General features: G+C 70.8%; 18 protein-coding genes and 2 tRNA genes. 7 read left to right on the top strand and 13 right to left on the bottom strand.

All coding sequences use genetic code 11. The features are described from left to right. Position 1 precedes the first annotated feature (1 nt). Positions 2 to 745: an acetyltransferase domain-containing protein gene (locus tag AACH10_RS11295; RefSeq protein ID WP_341410545.1), complete on the bottom strand. Its 744-nt coding sequence runs from the start codon at positions 743 to 745 to the stop codon at positions 2 to 4. A 137-nt stretch (positions 746 to 882) separates the two neighbouring features. Between AACH10_RS11295 and AACH10_RS11290 the strand changes: the two genes are divergently transcribed. From AACH10_RS11290 to AACH10_RS11265, 6 genes are all read left to right on the top strand, one after another. Further along, a tRNA-Arg gene (locus tag AACH10_RS11290) sits at positions 883 to 959 on the top strand. 98 nt (positions 960 to 1,057) lie between these two features. Then, positions 1,058 to 1,516, top strand: coding sequence for a MarR family winged helix-turn-helix transcriptional regulator (locus AACH10_RS11285; RefSeq protein ID WP_341410513.1), 459 nt, complete (start codon positions 1,058 to 1,060; stop codon positions 1,514 to 1,516). Positions 1,517 to 1,599: 83 nt separating this feature from the next. After that, positions 1,600 to 2,988 carry an efflux RND transporter periplasmic adaptor subunit gene (locus AACH10_RS11280; RefSeq protein WP_341410512.1) on the top strand — a complete coding sequence of 463 codons (1,389 nt, stop codon included), beginning with the start codon at positions 1,600 to 1,602 and terminating at the stop codon, positions 2,986 to 2,988. Beyond that, the gene (locus AACH10_RS11275; protein WP_341410511.1) at positions 2,985 to 6,083 is read left to right on the top strand and encodes an efflux RND transporter permease subunit; all 3,099 of its coding nucleotides are present in this window, start codon (positions 2,985 to 2,987) and stop codon (positions 6,081 to 6,083) included. The genes AACH10_RS11280 and AACH10_RS11275 overlap by 4 nt, the downstream gene beginning before the upstream one ends. Before the next feature lie 93 nt (positions 6,084 to 6,176). Next, positions 6,177 to 6,857: a DUF6515 family protein gene (locus AACH10_RS11270; protein WP_341410510.1), complete on the top strand. Its 681-nt coding sequence runs from the start codon at positions 6,177 to 6,179 to the stop codon at positions 6,855 to 6,857. Between the two features lie 165 nt (positions 6,858 to 7,022). After that, positions 7,023 to 7,520 carry a bacteriohemerythrin gene (locus AACH10_RS11265; RefSeq protein WP_341410509.1) on the top strand — a complete coding sequence of 166 codons (498 nt, stop codon included), beginning with the start codon at positions 7,023 to 7,025 and terminating at the stop codon, positions 7,518 to 7,520. Between the two features lie 60 nt (positions 7,521 to 7,580). Here the strand turns inward: AACH10_RS11265 and AACH10_RS11260 are convergent. The 4 genes from AACH10_RS11260 to AACH10_RS11245 all read right to left on the bottom strand — a co-directional run bounded on the left by AACH10_RS11260 (position 7,581) and on the right by AACH10_RS11245 (position 9,207). Continuing rightward, positions 7,581 to 7,657: transfer RNA gene (locus AACH10_RS11260), tRNA-Pro, on the bottom strand. Between the two features lie 31 nt (positions 7,658 to 7,688). Beyond that, entirely contained in the window at positions 7,689 to 8,192 is a 504-nt protein-coding gene (locus tag AACH10_RS11255) for a hypothetical protein (RefSeq protein WP_341410508.1), read from the bottom strand. A gap of 31 nt (positions 8,193 to 8,223) precedes the next feature. Next, positions 8,224 to 8,718: a ribonuclease E activity regulator RraA gene (rraA, locus tag AACH10_RS11250; protein ID WP_341410507.1), complete on the bottom strand. Its 495-nt coding sequence runs from the start codon at positions 8,716 to 8,718 to the stop codon at positions 8,224 to 8,226. Positions 8,719 to 8,721: 3 nt separating this feature from the next. Next, a complete protein-coding gene (locus tag AACH10_RS11245) occupies positions 8,722 to 9,207 on the bottom strand; it encodes an Lrp/AsnC family transcriptional regulator (RefSeq protein ID WP_341410506.1) in 486 nt (161 codons plus the stop codon). A gap of 104 nt (positions 9,208 to 9,311) precedes the next feature. Here AACH10_RS11245 and yedA point away from each other — a divergent pair, with 104 nt between their 5' ends. After that, complete coding sequence (gene yedA, locus AACH10_RS11240) at positions 9,312 to 10,205, top strand: drug/metabolite exporter YedA (protein WP_341410505.1); 894 nt, start codon at positions 9,312 to 9,314, stop codon at positions 10,203 to 10,205. Between the two features lie 21 nt (positions 10,206 to 10,226). Here yedA and rng read toward each other — a convergent pair whose 3' ends face one another. From rng to AACH10_RS11200, 8 genes are all read right to left on the bottom strand, one after another. Then, positions 10,227 to 11,711: a ribonuclease G gene (gene rng, locus AACH10_RS11235; RefSeq protein WP_341410504.1), complete on the bottom strand. Its 1,485-nt coding sequence runs from the start codon at positions 11,709 to 11,711 to the stop codon at positions 10,227 to 10,229. A gap of 63 nt (positions 11,712 to 11,774) precedes the next feature. Then, on the bottom strand, positions 11,775 to 12,395 hold the full coding sequence (locus AACH10_RS11230) for a Maf family protein (protein ID WP_341410503.1): 621 nt from the start codon (positions 12,393 to 12,395) through the stop codon (positions 11,775 to 11,777). Positions 12,396 to 12,402: 7 nt separating this feature from the next. Continuing rightward, positions 12,403 to 12,873, bottom strand: coding sequence for a 23S rRNA (pseudouridine(1915)-N(3))-methyltransferase RlmH (gene rlmH / locus AACH10_RS11225; RefSeq protein WP_341410501.1), 471 nt, complete (start codon positions 12,871 to 12,873; stop codon positions 12,403 to 12,405). Between the two features lie 19 nt (positions 12,874 to 12,892). Beyond that, positions 12,893 to 13,570 carry a ribosome silencing factor gene (rsfS, locus tag AACH10_RS11220; RefSeq protein WP_341410500.1) on the bottom strand — a complete coding sequence of 226 codons (678 nt, stop codon included), beginning with the start codon at positions 13,568 to 13,570 and terminating at the stop codon, positions 12,893 to 12,895. Between the two features lie 42 nt (positions 13,571 to 13,612). Continuing rightward, positions 13,613 to 14,227 carry a nicotinate-nucleotide adenylyltransferase gene (nadD, locus tag AACH10_RS11215; RefSeq protein ID WP_341410499.1) on the bottom strand — a complete coding sequence of 205 codons (615 nt, stop codon included), beginning with the start codon at positions 14,225 to 14,227 and terminating at the stop codon, positions 13,613 to 13,615. Beyond that, complete coding sequence (gene hemF, locus AACH10_RS11210; protein ID WP_341410498.1) at positions 14,224 to 15,171, bottom strand: oxygen-dependent coproporphyrinogen oxidase; 948 nt, start codon at positions 15,169 to 15,171, stop codon at positions 14,224 to 14,226. Before hemF ends, nadD begins: the two co-directional genes overlap by 4 nt. A gap of 13 nt (positions 15,172 to 15,184) precedes the next feature. Next, positions 15,185 to 16,468, bottom strand: coding sequence for a phosphoribosylamine--glycine ligase (purD, locus tag AACH10_RS11205; protein WP_341410497.1), 1,284 nt, complete (start codon positions 16,466 to 16,468; stop codon positions 15,185 to 15,187). A gap of 7 nt (positions 16,469 to 16,475) precedes the next feature. Next, positions 16,476 to 17,201, bottom strand: a complete 726-nt coding sequence (locus AACH10_RS11200; RefSeq protein ID WP_341410496.1) for a YebC/PmpR family DNA-binding transcriptional regulator — start codon at positions 17,199 to 17,201, stop codon at positions 16,476 to 16,478. Positions 17,202 to 17,314 lie beyond the last annotated feature (113 nt).

Below are 17,314 nucleotides of genomic sequence, written 5' to 3'. Positions count from 1 at the left end.
CTCAGTGACGCCAGGCGCCGGCCGCCAGCAGCGCACCGATCATCAGCGGCTGGTGCACCATGTAGACCGTGAGCGGCCGCCGGCCCAGCCAGCCCAGCGGCCGCGTCCAGGCCGGCACGGCACCGTGCAGCCACTGCGGCCGGCGCGTCCGCAGCGCCTGTGTGGCGGCCACGCCCCACAGCATCACGCCCAGCCAGGGCAGCACCGGCACCCAGTCCTCGGTGACCGGCTTGCGCGTCACCAGCCCCACCCAGTTGCCCAGGCGGGTGTCGAACAGCGGATGCGCCACCCAGGCGGGCAGTGCAACGGCCAGTGCCCCCACCGGCCACATCCAGCCGGTGCGGCCGGGCCAGCGCGTGCCGGCCAGACGCACCAGCAGCAGCATCGCGGCCATGCCGTGCAGCACGCCAAAGCTGATCCAGCTGCGCGGAAACATCAGCGCCGAACCGGCCGACACCGCCAGCGCACAGGCGGCCACCTGCGCCCAGCGGCGCCAGAAGCGTGGCCAGCCCTGCCCCGCGGCCGTGGCCAGCGCCTGCCCGGCCCCGGCGCACAGCAGGAACAGGCTGACGATGGCGGTGCGCTGCGTGGTCCACAGCGGATCGCGGTAGAAATCCTGCGGCGTGGCCAGCCAGCCCAGGTGGTTCAGGTCGAAAGCCAGGTGGTAGCCGACCATCCACACGATGGCGGCACCCCGCAGCGCGTCCAGGCGGTCGGCGCGGCGCGTTTCAGCCACCGGAAACAGGTCTGCGTTTCATTGACACGCCTCACTGTACGCCCGCCGCAGGCCGACGCGCGGCGCGCCACGCCCGGCCGGGGTGGGGGCACCTAGAATGCGGCCGGCACGCAACGCTCCGTCGGCCACGGGGCCGCCGCGTCCATCTGCCCGTAGCTCAACTGGATAGAGCAGCTGCCTTCTAAGCAGCAGGTCGGGGGTTCGAGTCCCTCCGGGCAGGCCAGCCGGGCCCGGCGCCTGCGCAAAGCCCCTGGAAAGCCCTGCTCCACGGTGGAACAGGCGCGGTGATACGCTTGTGATTTAGTTAGCTCACCTAAGCAAGTGCCGCCCGACGAGACCCTCGCCGCCCCCAGCCCCGCCGAGTGCGCCGATGCGGTGCTCGACGTGGTGCCAGCGGTGATGGACGCGGTGCGCGACGCGATGCGCCGGCATGCCGACGCGCACTTCTCGGTGCCGCAGTTCCGCTGCCTGAATTTCATCCACCGCCAGCCCGGCTGCGCCGTGGGCGCGGTGGCGGCCTTCCTGGGCGTGACCATGCCCACCGCGTCGGCCATGGTCGACCGCCTGGTGCGCGCCGGCGCGGTGCGCACCGAGACCGCCCCCGACGACCGCCGCCGCACGCAGCTGCACATCACGCCCGAGGGCCGTGCACAGCTGCGGCAGATCCGCCGCGCCGCCCACGCCGACCTCAGCCGCGCGCTGGCCCGCCATTGCGCCGCCGACCTGCAGGCCCTGCAGCAAGGCCTGGCCGTGCTGCAGCGCAGCTTCTCGGCGGCCTGAGGCCGCCCGCTGTGCGCTGGCCCCGCCCCCGACCGGACGACCCGCCCGTGACCCACCGCCCCCTGCCCTTGCACCGATCGCCCATGCGCTCCAGGCCCGTTCCTTCCTCCGCACCGTGGACAGCGCTCGCGCTGGCTGCCCTGGCCCTGCTGACCGGCTGCGGCCCGCGCAGCGAGCCGTCCGCCGCGCCGGCACCCAACCCGGCAGGCCAGGCGGCCCCCTCGGGCACGGCCCCGGCCTCGGCGCCAGTGCCGGCCGGCGGCGCGGCCTCGGGGGGCGCAGCCGCTCCGGGCGCGGCCGCGTCGGCGCCACCGGTCAGCGTGACCCTGGTGCGCGCCCAGCAACGGGATCTGGCCGTGCAGCTCACGGCCACCGGCACCGTGGTGCCGCTGTCCAGCGTGGATGTGCGGCCGCAGATCAGCAGCGTGGTGGCCAAGGTGCACATCCGCGAAGGCCAGTTCGTCAAGGCCGGCGAGCCGCTGTTCACGCTGGACGCGCGCAGTGACGAGGCCAACGTGGCCAAGGCCCGGGCCCAGCTGGCGCGCGACGAGGTGGCCATTGCCGACGCCCGCCGCAACCTGGCGCGCAGCCGCGAGCTGCTGGCGCAGAACTTCGTCTCGCAGACCGCGGTGGACACCGCACAGACCGCGCTGGACACGCAGATCGCCCAGCGCGATGCCGACCGCGCCGCGCTCGAGGCGGCGCAGGTGCCGCTGTCCTATGCCCGCATCGCCGCGCCCAGCGCCGGCCGGGTGGGCACGATCGCGGTGTTCCCGGGCAGCGCGGTGCAGGCCAATGTCACCAGCCTGGTCACGATCACGCGGCTCGATCCGGTCAACGTGGCCTTCAACCTGCCGCAGCGCCACCTGCCCGACCTGCTGGCCGCGCTGGGCGCCCCCGCCGGCAAGGACGGCGCCAAGGGGGATGCGAAGGGCGGCCCGAAGGCCGGCGCTCTGGTCAGCGCCACGCTGCCCGACGGTGGCGGCACGGTGCAGGGCCGCCTGGGCTTCGTGGACAACGCGGTGGACGCCGCCACCGGCACGGTGAAGGTCAAGGCCGAGTTCGACAACCGCCGCAACCAGCTGTGGCCGGGCGCCTTCGTCAACGTGTCGCTCACCGTGCGCACCATTCCCGGCGCGGTGCTGGTGCCGCAGGCGGCAGTGATCCACAGCGCGCGCGGCAGCTTCGTCTACACCGTCAAGGACGGCAAGGCGCAGCCGCGGCCGGTGCAGCTGCTGGTGGGCCAGGGCGAGGACGCCGCGGTCAGCGGCCTGAAGCCCGGCGAGGCGGTGGTGCTGGACGGGCGACAGAACCTGCGCCCCGGTTCGGCGATCGTCGAGCGTGCGCGTGACCCGGCGCGCGGTGCCTCCGGCGCGGCCGGTGCGGCCTCCGGCGCAGGGGCGGCCTCCGGTCCGTCCGCCGGCCAAGCGGCGGGTGCCGCCTCGGCCGCTTCGCGGAACGGCACGCCATGAACCTGTCCGAACTGTTCATCCGCCGTCCGGTGATGACGGTGCTGCTGAACCTGGCCATCGTGCTGGCCGGGGTGATCGGCTACCGCAGCATCCCGGTGGCCGCGCTGCCCAGCTACGACACGCCGGTGATCAACGTTTCGGCCTCGCTGCCGGGCGCCAACCCCGAGACCATGGCCACCTCGGTGGCGCTGCCGCTGGAAAAGCAGTTCCAGACCATTCCCGGCCTCACCGTCATCAGCTCGGCCAGCACGCTGGGCAACACCTCGCTGACGCTGGAGTTCGAGGAAGGCCGTGACATCGACGGCGCGGCGCTGGATGTGCAGGCCGCGCTGTTGCGCGCCCAGCGCAGCCTGCCGCAGGACATGACACAGCCGCCGAACTACCGCAAGGTGAATCCGGCCGACGCGCCGGTGCTGTTCATCGCGCTCACGTCGCCATCGCTGGCCATGTCCGACCTGCAGGACTATGCCGAGCACCTGATCTCGCCCACGCTGTCCACCATCACCGGTGTGGCCCAGGTCAACATCTTCGGCGCCAAGCGCTTCGCGGTGCGCGTGCGCGTCAAGCCCGACGCGCTGGTGGCCCGCAACATCGGCATCGACGAGATCAGCGCCGCACTGCGTGCGGCCAACGTCAACACCCCGGTGGGCACGCTGGACGGCCCGCGCCAGACGCTGACGCTGCAGGCCAACCGCCAGCTCAAGAACGCGGCCGAGTTCGCCGAATTGATCGTCAGCGCCCGCGGCGGCGTGCCGGTGCGCCTGCGCGACGTGGCCAGCGTGGAGGACAGCGTCGAGACGCTGAAGTCCTTCGCCAACCTCAACGGCGAGCCCTCGATCACGCTGGCCATCTACCGCCAGCCCGGCGCCAACACCGTGCGCGTGGTCGATTCGGTGCGCGGCGCCCTGCCGGCGCTGCAGAGCCAGCTGCCGCGCTCGATCAACATGACGGCGGTGAACGACCGCTCGGTGTCGGTGCGCGAGGCGCTGCACGACGTGACGCTGACGCTGATGGGCACCATCGCGCTGGTGGTGCTGGTGATCTTCCTGTTCCTGCGCCGCTTCGTGGCCACGGTGATCCCCACGCTGAGCCTGCCGGTGTCGCTGGTGGGCGCGGTGGCCCTGCTGTGGGGGCTGAACTACAGCCTCGACAACATCTCGCTGCTGGGCCTGACGCTGGCCGTGGGCCTGGTGGTCGACGACGCCATCGTGATGCTCGAAAACATCATCCGCCATGTCGAGGAAGGCGTGCCGCCGTTCCAGGCGGCATTGAAGGGCTCGCGCGAGGTCGGCTTCACCATCATCTCGATCTCCACCTCGCTGATCGCGGTGTTCATCCCGATCTTCTTCATGCCCGGTGTGATCGGCCTGCTGTTCCACGAGTTCGCGGTGGTGGTGGGCCTGGCCATCCTGGTCTCGGCCTTCGTGTCACTCACGCTGGTGCCGATGCTGGCCAGCCGCTTTCTCACCGACGAGGCGCACAAGAAGAAGCCCGGCCTGCTGGTGCGCAGCTTCGAGCGCGCATTCGACGCCACGCTGGCGCTGTATGCGCGCACGCTGGACGCCGCACTGCGCTGGCGCAAGAGCGTGCTGGCGCTGGCGCTGGCCACCTTCGTGCTGACCGGCTGGCTGTTCAGCATCATCCCCAAGGGCTTCTTCCCCGAGGAGGACATCGGCCAGATCCAGGTCACCACCGAGGCGGCCGAGGACACCTCCTTCCCCGAGATGGTGCGGCTGCAGAGCCAGGCTGCGGCCATCATCCGCAACGACCCGAACGTGTTCACGGTCAGCTCGTTCAACGGCGGCAGCGGTGCGCAGAACACCGGCCGCATGTTCATCAACCTGAAGCCGCGCGACCAGCGCCTGCCGATGAAGCAGGTGGTCGAAGGCCTGCGCAAGAAACTGCGCGGCGTGGCCGGCATCAACGTCTTCATGCGGCCGGTGCAGAACCTGCAGCTGGGCGGCCGGCCCAGCAAGGCGCAGTACCAGTACATCCTGCAGAGCGTGAAGGCCGACGAGCTGAACGACTGGGCCACCAAGCTGCAGGCTCGGCTGCGCGACGACCCGCTGTTCCGCGACGTGACCAGCGATGCCCAGCTGCGCGGCCTGAACGCGCAGCTGAAGATCGACCGCGAGCGCGCCAACACGCTGGGCGTGTCGGTCGACGGCATCCGCAGCGCGCTGTACAGCGCCTTCGGCGAGCGCCAGGTCTCCACCATCTACCTGCCCACCGACAGCTACCAGGTCATCATGGAGGTGGCGCCCGAGGCCAAGGCCGACGAGAGCGCGCTGGCCGCGATCTACGTGCGCGCCAACACCGGCGCGCTGGTGCCGCTGAACGCCTTTGCCACGGTGGAGCGCACGGTGGGCCCCACGTCGATCAACCACGTGGGGCAGCTGCAGGCGGTGACCATCTCGTTCAACCTGGCGCCCGGTGCCGCGCTGGGCGACGCCACCACGCGCATCGAGCGCGCCGGCGAGGCCATCCGCCTGCCCAGCAGCATCATCACCAGCTACGGCGGCGACGCCGCGGTGTTCAAGAGCTCGCAAGGCAAGCAGACGGTGCTGATCGTCTCGGCCCTGCTGGTGATCTACGTGCTGCTGGGCGTGCTGTACGAGAGCTACATCCACCCCATCACCATCCTGGCCGGCCTGCCCTCGGCCGCGGTGGGCGCGCTGGCCACGCTGATGCTGTTCGGCCAGGACCTGACGCTGATCGCCACCATCGGCATCCTGCTGCTGATCGGCATCGTCAAGAAGAACGCGATCATGATGATCGACTTCGCGCTCGATGCGCAGCGGCATCAGGGCATGACGCCGGCCCAGGCCATCCGCGAGGCCTGCGTGCTGCGCTTCCGGCCGATCATGATGACCACGCTGGCCGCGCTGATGGGCGCCCTGCCCATCGCCTTGGGCATCGGCGCCGGGGCCGAGCTGCGCCAGCCGCTGGGCCTGGCGGTGTGCGGCGGCCTGGTGTTCAGCCAGGCGGTCACGCTGTACATCACGCCGGTGATCTACCTGGCGCTCGACCGCTTCAGCGGCCGCGGTCCGATCACCACACCCGAGCATTCGGGCCCCGATGCACCGGCCGCGTGAGGCGTTGAACCACCCTGTGCAATGCTTCTTTGCACACCGGCAAGCCGGCCCACACCGGCCCGTGCTGTGATGGCGGCAGGAGGGCTCCTGACCATGCAAGCCACTGTTCGACTGATCACCGTGCTGGCCGCCGCAGCGGCCTCGCTGGCGCTGGCCGGCGCCGCCCAGGCCCAGGGCCATGGTGGCCCGCGCGGCCCCGAGGTCCATGGCCGCGGCCCCGGCCCCGGCCTGGTGCTGGACCAGCGCTTCCACCACGACCACTGGTACCCGCCGCGCGGTTACGTGGTGCCGGCCCTGCCCGGCGGCGCCATCGCCATCACCTTCGCCGGCGGCAGCTGGTACTTCCACGGCGGCGTGTGGTTCCGCGCGCTGGGCGGCCGCTTCACCGTGGTGCTGCCGCCGGTGGGCATCGTGGTGCCGGTGCTGCCGCCGTCCTTCGTCACGCTGTGGATCGGCGGCTCACCGTACTACTACGCCAACGGCGTGTACTACCTGGCCGCGCCGGGCCAGGGCTACACCGTGGTGGCGCCGCCGCCCGATGCCGACGCGGCCAAGCCCGCGCCCATCCAGGGTACGGCACCGGCCACCGCGGCCAAGCCGCCGCCCGAGCCCATCCTCTACCCGCGCAACGGCCAAAGCGCCGAGCAGACCGAGGCCGACCGCCAGGCGTGCAACCGCTGGGCCACCACCCAGCCGCGGGCTGTGGCCGACGCCGAGGTGTTCCAGCGCGCGGTAGCCGCCTGCATGGACGGCCGCGGCTACACCGTGCGCTGAGCCCCACCACGCACACGCCGCCGGGCCGCCAGGCCGGGCGGCCGGCCTCTGGATGTAACGCTTGCGCCGCCCTGGCCGACGGCCGTTGCAGTTGCACACAGTCCGTGCCAGCTGGACGCACACAATGCGCGGTAGACCGGGCCCGCCCCGAGGAGTACCGACACCGTGACGACAAGCCTGCGCCAGCCACGCCACAGCGTGGTGGACTGGTCGGATGCGCATGCACTGGGACTGGAGGAGATCGATGCCCAGCATCGCCTGCTGTTCGACCTGATCAACGACCTTTGGCACCACCTGGTGCGCCGCAGCGCCCGCACCGATGTGCAGGCCACACTCACCGCGCTGGAGCGCTGTGCGCTGTCGCACTTCGCCACCGAAGAGACCTTCATGCGCGTGACCGGCTACCCGCACCTGGCGGCGCACATGGCCGAACATGCCGACTTCGTGGACCGCATCGGCCGCGAGAAGACGGCGGTGATGCGCGACCAGCCGCTGAGCTTCGACCTGCTGAGCTACCTGAAGGGCTGGCTGTCGGACCACATCCTGCGCGCTGACGCCGACTTCACGCGCATGGCCCGCATAGCGCATGGCGCTCTGGCCTCGCCCCACACCAGCGAACCGCCATCGCCCAGCTTCTGGCAGCGGCTGCGCGGCTGGTGGTAGGCCCCGCTGCGAGCAAGACAAACGGGCCACGTGCTTTCACACGCGGCCCGTCGAATCAGATGGTCGGAGCGATAGGATTCGAACCTACGACCCTCTGGTCCCAAACCAGATGCGCTACCAGACTGCGCTACGCTCCGAAGCTGCGCATTCTAGCCCGGCGGGCCTGCCTCAGGCGTCGATGACGTCGGGCGCCGGCAGCATCAGTTGGCGCGCCACCGCCTCGCACTGGCGGATGTGCTGCTCGCACACGTAGTTCAGCGCCGAGAAGGTGAGCGCGGCCGACACCACCTGGCCGGCCACCGGCACCAGCTTGGCGGCCTGCTGGGTGGTCAGGCGCACGCCCACGGTCTTGAGCAGCAGCATCACCACCTCGCGCGTCACCACCCGGCCCAGCACCATGCCGCCGGCGGCCGACAGCGCCTTGTAGACCACCAGCTTGCGGTTGGGCGACAGGCGCTCCACCTGCTCGGCACTCAGGCCGAAGGCGGCGCTGATCTCGGGCAGCAGCTTGACCAGCACGCCCACATCGGTCACCCAGTCGATGCCGGGCAGCGGCACCATGGCCACGCCGGCGGCCAGCATGGCGCGCTGGCGCACGCGCTGGCGGCAGCGACTGGCCACGCGGCTCAGTGCGTCGGGGGTGCCGGGGATGGGATCGCTGCGGCTGCTCATGCCGGATAGGAGCCGCAACGCGCGCCGAAGTTCAGGCCGGCGCCTTGTCCAGGATCACGATGCCGTCGGCATCGGCCACCAGCCAGTCGCCCGGGCGCACCGGCACGCCCTGCACCAGCACCGGCACGTCCACTTGTCCGGCCTGCTTGCGGTCGGTGGGCAGAGGCATCAGCGCCAGCGCGCGGATGCCCACATCGGCCTCGGCCAGTTCGGCCACGTCGCGCACGCAGCCATCCACCACCACGCCGGCCCAGCCGTTCTTGGCCGCGGCGGCGGCAATGTTGCCGCCCACCAGCGCGCGGCGCAGCGACGCGCCGCCGTCCACCACCAGCACCTGGCCATTGCCCGGGCCTTCCAGCAGGGCCTTCACCGAGGTGTTGTCCTCGAAGCACTTCACCGTGCGCACCGGGCCGGCAAAGGCCGCGCGGCCGCCATAGGCCTGGAACACCGGCGGCAGCACGCGGAAGGCGCCGCTGGTGTCGCCCTTGTGGGCATCGCACAGATCACAGGTGGGCACGACGGCCATCGTTCACTCCGGAGTCGAAGAGGGGGAAGAAAGGGAGGAAGGGGATGCCGGCATGATAGGCCGCGGGGCCAGCGGCGCCTTCAGGATGATGGCCGTGGCGGTGTCGCTGATGGCGCAAAAGCGCGAGACCACGGCATCCAGGTGCGCCACGTCCACCACGGCGATCTGCAGCACCCAGCTGTGCTCGCCGGTCACGTTGAAGGCCTCGATCACCTCGGGCGTGTCCTGCAGCAGGCGCAGCATGGCAGCGTAGTCGGTGCGGCCCACCCGCACCACGGCGCGGATGCCATAGCCCAGCGCCGCCAGGTTGATCTGCGCGCGGTAGCCGCCGATCACGCCGGCCGATTCGAGCTTGCGCACGCGTTCGGTCACCGCCGGCTGCGACAGGTGCACGCGCCGGCCCAGTTCGGCCATCGACAGCCGGGCGTCGGACTGCAGTTCGGCCAGGATGCGGCGGTCGTAGGCGTCGAAATCAAGTGCTTCCGGCATGTTCAAAGCCTAACCCGGCCACAAGCAGGATTTCAACGGCCACGCACCGATATCACCATCGATCTGCGATGGAAACGCGCCGGCCGCCTTCCTAACATGCCGGCATGCACAGCGCCGCCCTGCCCCGTCCTGCCGCCCTGCTCTCGCCGCTGGTCATCGCCTGCCTGGCCGCCACCTGGCTGATCTGGGGCTCCACCTACCTGGCCATCAAGCTGGCCCTGGTGGGCCTGCCTCCGTTCTGGCAGATGGGCAGCCGCTTTCTGGTGGCCGGTGGCCTGCTGATGGCCTGGATGCGCTGGCGTGGCGCGCCCTGGCCCACGGTGCGCGAGTGGCGCAACGCGGCCATCGTCGGCACGCTGATGCTGGGCGGCGGCATGGGCGGCACGGCGGTGGCCGAGCAGAGCGTGGCCTCGGGCCTGGTGGTGGCCTACATCGCCGTGTCGCCATTGATGACCGCGGCGCTCAACCTGCTGTTCGGCGTGCGCCCGCGCCCGGCCGAATGGGCCGGCATCACGCTGGGCCTGGCCGGCGTGCTGCTGCTGGTGCAGGGCGCGGGCTTCGCGGCCTCACCCGCCGGCCTGGCGGCGCAGACCATCGCCTGCGCCGGCTGGGTGCTGGGCAGCGTGCTCAGCCAGCGCACGCTGCCGCTGGCCGCCGGCGCCACCGGCTTTGCCAGCGAGATGCTGTGCGGCGGCGCGGTGCTGATGGCCCTGTCACTGGCCACCGGCGAACAGGTGCACCTGGCCCAGGTGCCGGCCAGTGCCTGGGCCGCCTGGGTGTACCTGGTGGTGGCCGGCTCGCTGCTGGCCTTCAACGCCTACATGGTGCTGCTGGCGCGGGCGCCGGCGGGCCTGGCCACCAGCTATGCCTTCGTCAACCCGGTGATCGCCATGCTGCTGGGCGTGGGCCTGGCCGGCGAGCAGGTCAGCGCGGGCGAATGGGCCGCGGCCGGCGTGATCCTGTCGGGCGTGGGCCTGCTGCTGTGGGCGCGGCGCTGAACGGCCGCGCCGCGGCGGGGCTCACATCAGCACAATGTCGTACTGCTCCGGGCTGAAGCTCGGCTCGGCGCTCAGCGACACCGGCTTGCCGATGAAGTCACTCAGGCCGGCCAGATGCTGGCTCTCCTCGTCGAGCAGCATCTCCACCACGGCGGCGCTGGCCACCACGCGGAATTCCTTGGGGTTGAACTGCCGCGCCTCGCGCAGGATCTCGCGCAGGATGTCGTAGCACACGCTGCGCGCGGTCTTCACCTGGCCGCGTCCTTCGCAGGTTGGGCAGGGCTGGCACAGCATGTGGGCCAGGCTCTCGCGGGTGCGCTTGCGGGTCATCTCCACCAGGCCCAGCTGGGTGAAGCCGCTCACCGTGGTCTTGGTGCGGTCCTTGGCCAGCTGCTTGCGGAACTCGCCCAGCACGGCCTGCTGGTGCTCCTCGCGAACCATGTCGATGAAGTCGACGATGATGATGCCGCCCAGGTTGCGCAGCCGCAGCTGGCGCGCGATGGCGCCGGCCGCCTCCAGGTTGGTCTTGAAGATGGTGTCGTCGAAGTTGCGCGCACCAACGAAGCCGCCGGTGTTCACGTCCACCGTGGTCAGGGCCTCGGTCTGGTCGATGATCAGGTAGCCGCCACTCTTCAGGTCCACACGCCGGGCCAGCGCGCGGGCGATCTCTTCCTCGATGCCGAACAGGTCGAAGATCGGCCGCTCGCCCTTGTACAGCTCCAGCTTGGCGGTGCTGCCGGGCGTGAAGGTCTCGCCGAAGGCCTTCAGTGCATCGAACTGCAGCTTGCTGTCGATGCGCACCGATTGCGTGGCCTCGTTGGCCAGGTCGCGCAGCACGCGCTCGGCCAGGTTCAGGTCTTCGTGCAGCAGCGTGCCGGTGGGCTGGGCCATGCCGTGCGCGCGGATGGCGTTCCAGGTCTTGCGCAGGTAGGCAATGTCGTCGGCCAGTTCCTCGTCCGAGGCGTCTTCGGCATTGGTGCGCAGGATGAAGCCGCCGGTGCCGCTGCCGTCGCTGGTGGCGGTGAGCTTCTGCATGCGGCTGCGCAGCTGCTCGCGCGTCTCGTGCGAGCCGATCTTCTGGCTGATGCCGATGTGCGTGTCCTGCGGCAGGAACACCAGCATGCGCCCGGCAATGCTGATCTGCGTGGACAGGCGCGCGCCCTTGGTGCCGATCGGGTCCTTGATCACCTGCACCATCAGGGTCTGGCCCTCGAACACCTGGCGCTCGATGGGCACCGGCACGGCCACGTCGCTGCGCGCCGGGTGTCCGTGTTGATGGCCGGCCCCGTGCAGGTCGGCCACATGCAGGAAGGCGGCGCGCTCCAGGCCCACGTCGATGAAGGCGCTTTGCATGCCGGGCAGCACGCGCGCCACCTTGCCGAGATAGATGTTGCCAACGAGGCCGCGCTCGAGCGTGCGCTCGATGTGCAGTTCCTGCACCGCCCCGTTCTCGACGATGGCGACGCGGGTCTCCTGCGGAGCCCAGTTGATCAGGATGTCGTGCATGGCGCGGCGTGTTCTGGTTCTGGGTCAGTGCACCGGCGCGGGGCCCGGTGGATCACCCGGCGTTCAGCACGCGATGCGCAGTTGTCTCAGCAGTTCAGCCGTCTCGAACAACGGCAAACCCATGATACCGGTGTAACTGCCGGCGATATGGGCAATGCGCCCGGCCCAGGCGCTCTGGATGGCATAGGCGCCGGCCTTGCCAAAAGGTTCACCGCTGGCCACGTAGCCGGCGATGGCGGCAGCCGGCAAGGGCGCGAAACGCACGCTGCTGGACGACAGCGCCGCCAGCACCCGACGCGCCGTGGCCGAGGGCGCCACGGCCACCGCGGTGTGCACCTTGTGCGCCTGGCCCGACAGCGCCGCCAGCATGGCCGTGGCCTCGGCCGCATCGGCCGGCTTGCCCAGGATGCGCCGGCCCAGCGCCACCGTGGTGTCGGCACACAGGATGGGCGCCGGCGGCAGGCCGCGGCGGCGAGCCCGGGCCTGCGCGGCCTTCAGCTTCAGCGCGGTGACGCGCTGCACGTACACAGCCGGCGCCTCGCCGGGCAGCACGGCCTCCAGCGCCTCGGCGTCTTCGCTGGCATCGGCCAGCAGCAGCTGGTGCTTCACGCCCAGCTGGTCGAGCAACTGGGCGCGGCGCGGGCTCTGCGAGGCCAGGTAGATGAAATCGGGCGCGGCAGTCATCGCTCAGTCACTCGCGGTGGTACGGGTGGCCGGTGGTCACGCTCCAGGCGCGGTACAGGGCCTCGGCCAGCAGCACACGCACAAAAGCGTGCGGCAGGGTCAGGTCGGAGATGCGCAGCGTCTCGTCGGCCGTGGCCTTGAGCGCCGGATCCAGCCCGTCGGGCCCGCCCACCAGCAGGGCCACGTCACGGCCTTCGCCCATCCAGGCGCGCAGCCGCTCGGCCAGCGCCACCGTGGTGTGGCGCGTGCCGCGCTCGTCCAGCACCACGCGGTGGGCGCCCTTGGGGATGGCGGCTTCCAGGCGCTGGGCCTCGGCAGCCATCATCTGCGCCGGTGTCTTGCCGGTGGTGCGTGGCTCGGCCTTCACGGCCTTGAGCTCCAGCCGCAGTTCGGGCGGGAAGCGCTTGGCGTAGTCCTCGTAGGCCGTCTCGGCCCAGGCCGGGGGCTTGTGCCCCACGGCGGCCAGCACCAGCTTCATCGCGGGCGGCGGCGCAGGCTCAGGCGGTGCGCGGCTTGGCGGCCTTGCGCGCCGGGGCACGCTTGGCCGGGGCGGTCTTGGCGGCCACCTTCTTGGCCGCCGGCTTGGCGCTGCTCTTCTTCACCACCACGGTCTTGGCGGCGGGAATGCGGTTGATCTCGCGCTGGGCCGCGGCCTTCTTGCGCGCGACCGCGGCCATCGGGCTGGCGGCCTTCTTGGCCGGCACCTTCTGGGCCACGGCCTTCTTGGCCGGCTCAGCCTTGGCTGCGGTCTTGCGCGCAGGCTTCTTGGCCGGTGCCGGCTCGTCCTCGTCGTCCATCGGCTCCGAGGCCTTCACCAGGCCCTTGGCCGGGCCGCCCAGCTTCAGCTTGACCGGCTTGCCGCCCCAGATTTCTTCCAGGCGGTAGTACTCGCGGATGGGCTGCTGCATCACGTGCACCACGGCGGCGCCGCAGTCCACGATGATCCATTCGCCGTTGTCCTCGCCCTCGGTGGCCACCACCGGGAAACCGGCATCCTTGACCTCGCCGCGCACGCTGGCCGCCAGCGCCTTGGTCTGGCGGTTGCTGGTGCCCGAGGCAATGATCACGCGCTCGAACAGCGGCGACAGGTGTTCGGTGTTGAACACCACGATGTCCTGCGCCTTGACGTCCTCGAGACCGTCGACGATGGCGCGTTGCAGCTTGCGAATGTCCATGGGGTGCCTGTCTGGGCTGTTGAATGGCCGCGGATGCGACGCTCAGCCCTGTTGTTGTGGCCCGGGATAGGGCCGTTGTTGGTCAATATAGCCTGCCACGCGCGAGCCCACCAGATCGGTCACCGGCAGTCCGGCGGCCAGGCGCTGGCGCACGGCGCTGGCGGAAACGGCCATGGCCGGCAGTTCGATCGTCACGCAGCGGTGCGGCACGGCGGCCAGCGCGGCCGGTGGCGTGGGCGCCTGGCCGTCGCGCGCGGCCACGGCCAGCGTCAGCCGTTGCAGCAGTTCGGGCCAGGCCTGCCAGGTGTCGAAACGGGCGTACTGGTCCTGGCCGATGACCAGAAACCACTCGGCATCTGGCACCTCAGCCTGCAGCGCGCGCACGGTGTCGATGGTGTAGGTGGCGCCGTCGCGCTGCAGTTCGCGGGTGTCGATCACGCTGCCGGGATCGTCCTGCAGCAGCGCGGCCAGCATCGCACCGCGGTGGGCCGGCGAGGCGACCACGCGGCCGGCCTTCTGCCACGGCGCGCCGGCGGGCAGCCAGCGCAGTTCGTCCAGTGCCAGCTGCGCGCGCGCGGCACGGCCGAGCGCCAGGTGCGCCAGATGCGGTGGGTCGAAACTGCCTCCCATCAGCCCGATGCGGCGGGGCGGGTTCAAGCGCAGGGCACCTCGGGCGTCCATTGCGCCCAGTCGCGCGGGCGCAGGAAGTCGCTGAACAGCCGCGCCTCGGGCGTGCCGGGCTCGGGGTGCCAGTCGTAGCGCCACTTCACCAGCGGCGGCATCGACATCAGGATGCTCTCGGTGCGGCCACCCGACTGCAGGCCGAACAGCGTGCCGCGGTCGAACACCAGGTTGAACTCGACGTAGCGGCCGCGGCGCCAGGCCTGGAAGTCGCGCTGGGCTTCGGTGAACGGCGTGTCGCGGCGGCGCTCGACGATGGGCACGTAGGCGGCCAGGAAGGCATCCCCCACCGCACGCAGCATCGCGAAGCTGCGCTCGAAGCCGCCAGCCTCGGCCGGCAACGAGAAGTCGTCGAAAAAGATGCCGCCGATGCCGCGCGGCTCGTTGCGGTGCTTCAGGAAGAAGTACTCGTCGCACCAGGCCTTGAAGCGCGGGAACAGCTCGGGCCCGAACGGCGCCAGCGCATCGCGGCAGACGCGGTGGAAGTGCGCGGCGTCTTCCTCGTGGCCGTAGTAGGGCGTGAGGTCCATGCCGCCGCCGAACCACACCACGGGCTCGCGCCCTTCCGGCAGCGCGGCGAACATGCGCACGTTCATGTGCACCGTGGGCACATGCGGGTTGCGCGGGTGGAACACCAGGCTCACGCCCATGGCCTCGAAGGGCGCGCCGGCCAGCTCGGGCCGGTGAGCGGTGGCCGAGGGCGGCAGCTGCGTGCCCTTCACATGGCTGAAGTTGCAGCCGCCGCGTTCCAGCAGGCCACCCTCTTCCACCAGCTGGGTCTTGCCGTCGCCCTGCAGGCGGCCGCCGGGCTCGCGCGTCCAGGCGTCGGTGAGAAAGGCCTTGCCGTCCAGCGCGGCCATGGTCTCGACGATGCGCTGCTGCAGGCCCAGCAGGTAGGCGCGAACGGCGGTGGTGTCCATGCGCAGGTCCGGCTCAGCGCTTGATGGCGCGGTGGCCGATGTCGCGGCGGAACTGCATGCCGTCGAACTGGATGCCGGCCAGCGCGTCGTAGGCCGCCTGCTGCGCCAGCTTGGCCGATTCGCCCAACGCGGTGACGCACAGCACGCGGCCACCGGTGACGCGCACCGTGCCATCCGCATCCTGCGCCGTGCCGGCGTGGAAGACCACGGCATCGGCCGTGTCCACGGGCAGGCCGGTGATGGCGTCGCCCTTGCGCGGCTGCAGCGGATAGCCGGCAGCGGCCATCACCACGCCGAGTGCGATGCGGCGGTCCCACTCCAGCTCCACCTTGTCCAGTGTGCCGTCGGTGGCGTGCATCAGCACGTCGACCAGGTCGCTCTTCAGGCGCATCAGGATCGGCTGGGTCTCGGGGTCGCCCATGCGGGTGTTGAACTCCAGCGTCTTGCAGTTGCCCTTGGCGTCGATCATCAGGCCGGCATACAGGAAGCCGGTGAACGGGATGCCGTCGCGCGCCATGCCGGCCACGGTGGGCCCGATGATCTCGTGCATGGCCTTGGCATGCACATTGGGCGTCACCACCGGCGCCGGGCTGTAGGCGCCCATGCCGCCGGTGTTGGGACCGGTGTCGCCATCGCCCAGGCGCTTGTGGTCCTGGCTGCTGGCCAGGGCCAGCACATGCTTGCCGTCGACCATGACGATGAAGCTGGCTTCCTCGCCTTCGAGGAACTCCTCGATCACCACGCGCGCGCCGCCATCGTTGTGCTGCACGCCCAGGGTGTTGTCCACCAGCATGAAGTCGATGGCCTGGTGCGCCTCTTCCAGCGTCATGGCCACCACCACGCCCTTGCCGGCGGCCAGTCCGTCGGCCTTGACGACGATGGGCGCGCCCACCTGGTCGATGTGGGCATGGGCCGCCACCGGGTCGGTGAAGGTGGCGTAGTGCGCGGTCGGGATCTGGTGCCGCGCCATGAAGTCCTTGGCGAAGGCCTTGCTCGATTCGAGCTGCGCCGCCGCCTTGGTGGGGCCGAAGATGCGCAGCTGGCGCGCGCGGAAGATGTCCACCACGCCCTGCGACAGCGGCGCCTCGGGGCCCACCACGGTCAGGCCGATCTTCTCGGCCTGGGCGAAGTCGGCCAGCGCCTGCGGATCGGTGATGGCCAGGTTCTTCAGCCGCGCATCGCGCGCCGTGCCGCCGTTGCCCGGCGCCACGTAGACCTGCTGCACCCGCGGGCTTTGCGCCAGCTTCCAGGCCAGCGCATGTTCACGGCCGCCGCCGCCGATCACCAACACCTTCATCGCGCGCTCACTCTGCCAGTTCGGCGTTGTGGTAGACGTTCTGCACGTCGTCCAGGTCTTCGATCACGTCCAGCAGTTTCTGCATGCGCTGGGCGTCCTCGCCGGCGATGGCGATGGTGTTCTCGGCGCGCATGGTCACTTCGGCGATGTCGGCCACCAGGCCGGCGGCTTCCAGCGCGTTCTTCACGGCCTCGAAGTCGGCCGGCGAGGTGATGACCTCGATGGCGCCGTCGTCGTCGGTCAGCACATCTTCGGCGCCCGATTCCAGCGCCACTTCCATCACCTTGTCTTCCGAGGTGCCGGGGGCGAACACCAGCTGGCCGCAGTGCTTGAACTGGAAGGCCACCGAACCTTCGGTGCCCAGGTTGCCGCCGTACTTGCTGAAGGCGTGGCGCACCTCGGCCACCGTGCGCACACGGTTGTCGGTCATGGTGTCGACGATGATCGCCGCGCCGCCGATGCCGTAGCCCTCGTAACGGATTTCCTCGTAGTTCACACCCTCGAGGTTGCCGCTGGCCTTGTCGACGTTGTACTTGATGCGGTCGGCCGGCATGTTGGCGGCCTTGGCCTTGTCGATGGCCAGGCGCAGGCGCGGGTTGGCCGACACATCGGCGCCGCCCTGCCGGGCCGCGACGGTGATTTCACGGATGATGCGGGTCCAGATCTTGCCGCGCTTCTCGTCCTGGCGGCCCTTGCGATGCTGGATGTTGGCCCATTTGGAATGTCCGGCCATGTCTTCTCCTGGGGGCCGCGCGGCGCGCTGGTGGCGCGGCGGCACTGAAATGCTGAGCAACCCGGGATTCTACTGGGCGGCCGCCCGGCGCCGGTGGCGCCCACCCACCCAGG

The sequence above is a fragment of the Pseudaquabacterium inlustre genome (assembly GCF_038066595.1).
Classification (GTDB): domain Bacteria; phylum Pseudomonadota; class Gammaproteobacteria; order Burkholderiales; family Burkholderiaceae_C; genus Pseudaquabacterium; species Pseudaquabacterium inlustre.
The sequence above is the reverse complement of the archived record's forward strand: the minus strand, read 5'-3'. Positions and strand labels throughout refer to the sequence as shown.

Excerpts from the sequence above, each read along its gene's own strand:
- rraA (WP_341410507.1), bottom strand. The coding sequence starts at position 8,718 with ATGGCCGTCGTGCCCACCTGTGATCTGTGCGATGCCCACAAGGGCGAC.
- AACH10_RS11270 (WP_341410510.1), top strand. The coding sequence starts at position 6,177 with ATGCAAGCCACTGTTCGACTGATCACCGTGCTGGCCGCCGCAGCGGCC.
- AACH10_RS11245 (WP_341410506.1), bottom strand. The coding sequence starts at position 9,207 with ATGCCGGAAGCACTTGATTTCGACGCCTACGACCGCCGCATCCTGGCC.
- AACH10_RS11230 (WP_341410503.1), bottom strand. The coding sequence starts at position 12,395 with ATGACTGCCGCGCCCGATTTCATCTACCTGGCCTCGCAGAGCCCGCGC.
- rng (WP_341410504.1), bottom strand. The coding sequence starts at position 11,711 with ATGCACGACATCCTGATCAACTGGGCTCCGCAGGAGACCCGCGTCGCC.
- purD (WP_341410497.1), bottom strand. The coding sequence starts at position 16,468 with ATGAAGGTGTTGGTGATCGGCGGCGGCGGCCGTGAACATGCGCTGGCC.
- yedA (WP_341410505.1), top strand. The coding sequence starts at position 9,312 with ATGCACAGCGCCGCCCTGCCCCGTCCTGCCGCCCTGCTCTCGCCGCTG.
- AACH10_RS11275 (WP_341410511.1), top strand. The coding sequence starts at position 2,985 with ATGAACCTGTCCGAACTGTTCATCCGCCGTCCGGTGATGACGGTGCTG.
- AACH10_RS11280 (WP_341410512.1), top strand. The coding sequence starts at position 1,600 with ATGCGCTCCAGGCCCGTTCCTTCCTCCGCACCGTGGACAGCGCTCGCG.
- AACH10_RS11255 (WP_341410508.1), bottom strand. The coding sequence starts at position 8,192 with ATGAGCAGCCGCAGCGATCCCATCCCCGGCACCCCCGACGCACTGAGC.
- rlmH (WP_341410501.1), bottom strand. The coding sequence starts at position 12,873 with ATGAAGCTGGTGCTGGCCGCCGTGGGGCACAAGCCCCCGGCCTGGGCC.
- rsfS (WP_341410500.1), bottom strand. The coding sequence starts at position 13,570 with ATGGACATTCGCAAGCTGCAACGCGCCATCGTCGACGGTCTCGAGGAC.
- hemF (WP_341410498.1), bottom strand. The coding sequence starts at position 15,171 with ATGGACACCACCGCCGTTCGCGCCTACCTGCTGGGCCTGCAGCAGCGC.
- AACH10_RS11200 (WP_341410496.1), bottom strand. The coding sequence starts at position 17,201 with ATGGCCGGACATTCCAAATGGGCCAACATCCAGCATCGCAAGGGCCGC.